Raw genomic sequence first — 2,454 nt, forward strand, 5'->3', positions numbered from 1 at the left:
ACGCGCGAACATACACTCTTTCCCTCCCCGCCGCTCTTCCGATCTGTCGCCGTGCGGCTGACGTCCCGCCGTGCGGGACGGGCCGCCGAGTAGGAGATTTGATCCCACACACCCGTCGCCCGGCCGTACGAGGAGGTGGTCGTCGTGTCCGACGGGCAGCCGTCCGCCCAGGCACCGGTGCCGGCCCGGACGCGGGTGGGACAGCCGCTGCTGGCACTGGCGCTGGCCTCGATGATGGACGAGGTGCACGCGCACTCCGGCGCAGTCTATCTGCTGGCGGCCGACGGATCGGTGCTGGAGATGGCGGTGATGGCGGGGCTGCCCCGCTCGTTCGCGGCGCCGTGGGAGCGGGTGGGGCTGAACGCGCCGATCCCGGTGGCCGAGGCGGCGCGCGAACGGCGGCTGGTCTGGGTCGGCGGGGAACAGGAGATGGCCGCCCGCTATCCGCGGATCGCGGTGGTGCTGCCGTATCCCTTCGCGCTGGCCGCGGTGCCGGTCGCCACCCGGTCGACCGTGTACGGCGCGGTCTTCGTGACCTGGCCCGGCTCGCATCCGCCGGAGCTGTCCGACCGGGAGCGGGACCATCTGACCGCGGCCTGCGACCGGCTGGCCGTGCGGCTGGAGCGGGCCGTCGAGGAGAGCGTTCCGGTGCACGCCGAGCCCGATCTGCTCGCCGGGCCGGTGGCGGGCGGCGTGGCCGGCACGCTCGGCACGGTGGAGGCGGCGCGGATGGTGGCGCGGCTGCCGTACGGGCTGTGCTCGCTCGATCTGCACGGCCGGATCACCTTCGCCAACACGGCCGCCGCCGAACTGATCGGCGTCCCGGCCGGCGATCTGCTCGGCACCCCGCTGTGGGCGTCGGTGTCCTGGCTCAACGACCCGGTCTACGAGGACCGGTACCGGGCCGCGCTGTTCAGCCAGCACACCACGTCGTTCGTGGCGCTGCGGCCGCCCGGCGAGTGGCTGTCGTTCCGTCTGTACCCCGGCACCAACGGGCTGAGCGTGCGGATCAGCCGGGCGCGAGCCGTCGCGGAGATGAGGGCCGAGATGAACCGGTCCGGGCCGCGGCCCGGCGACACCTCGCCCCGGCTCGTCACCATCTCCCAGGTCCTGAGCCTGGCGGGCGCGCTCACCGAGGCGGTGGGCGTGCAGGACGTGGTGCAGCTCGTCGCGGACGAGATCGCGCCGGCCGTGGGCAGCCGCGCCCTGGTGGTCCTCGGTTCCCGGGCGGGCCGGCTGCACGTGCTGGGGCACCGCGGATACCCGGACCCGTACGTCGTGGAGCGGTTCGACGGGCTGCCGCTGACCGAGCGGACCCCGGGCACCCATGTCCTGGCCAACGGCGTGCCCGGGTTCTTCGAGTCCCGCGAGCAGCTGGAGCGCCTGTATCCCGAGCGGCAGGCGACCCCGGACGGTTTCGCGGCCTGGGCGTATCTGCCGCTGATCGCCTCGGGCCGCCCGGTGGGCACCTGCGTGCTGGCCTATCCCGAGCCGCACCCGTTCCCCGCGGACGAACGGGCGGTGCTGACCAGTCTGGGCGGGCTGATCGCCCAGGCCCTGGAGCGGGCGATGCTCTACGACGCCAAGCACCGGCTGGCGCACGGCCTGCAGGAGGCCCTGCTGCCGCACTCGCTGCCCTCACTGGCGGGCATCGAGGCGGCCGCCCGCTATCTGCCGGCGACGCAGGGCATGGACATCGGCGGCGACTTCTACGACCTGATGGCCGCCCAGGGGCGCGCGGCGGCCGTGATCGGGGACGTGCAGGGCCACAACGTGACGGCGGCGGGGCTGATGGGGCAGATCCGTACCGCCGTACGTGCCTACACGACGGTCGGGCAGACGCCGGGCGAGGTCATGCGCAGCACCAACCAGCTGCTGATCGACCTCGGCTCGGATCTGTTCGCCAGCTGCCTGTATCTGCGGCTCGCCCCGGAGCACGGGCGGGCCGTGATGGCCCGGGCGGGGCATCCGCCGCCGCTGCTGCGCAGGCCCGACGGGCGGGTCCGGGTGCTCGACCTGGCGGGCGGCCCGCTGCTGGGCATCGACGGCGCGGCCACCTATCCGACGACGGAGGTGGACCTCGCTCCCGGCTCGGTGCTCGTCCTCTACACCGACGGGCTGATCGAGTCGCCCGGGGTGGACATCGAGGACGCGCTCGCCGATCTCGGACGGCGGCTGGCCGAGACGGGTGACCGTCCCCTGGAGGAGCTGGCCGACGATCTCGTCCGCCACAGCACGGCCACCCGGGAACGCGCCGACGATGTGGCGCTGCTGCTGCTCAGGGCGCGGAAGGACGACTGACGGGGAGGGCGGCCGGAGCGGGAGCCGAGGGCGCGGGGTGCGGGGCGGGAGCCCCAGGCGCGGAGCGGGGGCGCCGGGCGCGGAGCGGGGGCACCTCCGACACGCCGTCCACCAGCGCGGCGGACACCTCGGTGTGCACGGCCGCCGAGATCG

The 2,454-nt window shown here is 74.5% G+C and carries 1 protein-coding gene; it reads left to right on the plus strand.

Annotated features, from left to right (window positions below; all coding sequences use genetic code 11):
- Nucleotides 1–135: 135 nt before the first annotated feature.
- Complete coding sequence (locus tag ACWD0J_RS41155; RefSeq protein WP_451500987.1) at nt 136–2,301, plus strand: SpoIIE family protein phosphatase; 2,166 nt, start codon at nt 136–138, stop codon at nt 2,299–2,301.
- Nucleotides 2,302–2,454: the final 153 nt, after the last annotated feature.

The organism is Streptomyces sp. NPDC003011 (genome assembly GCF_053591515.1).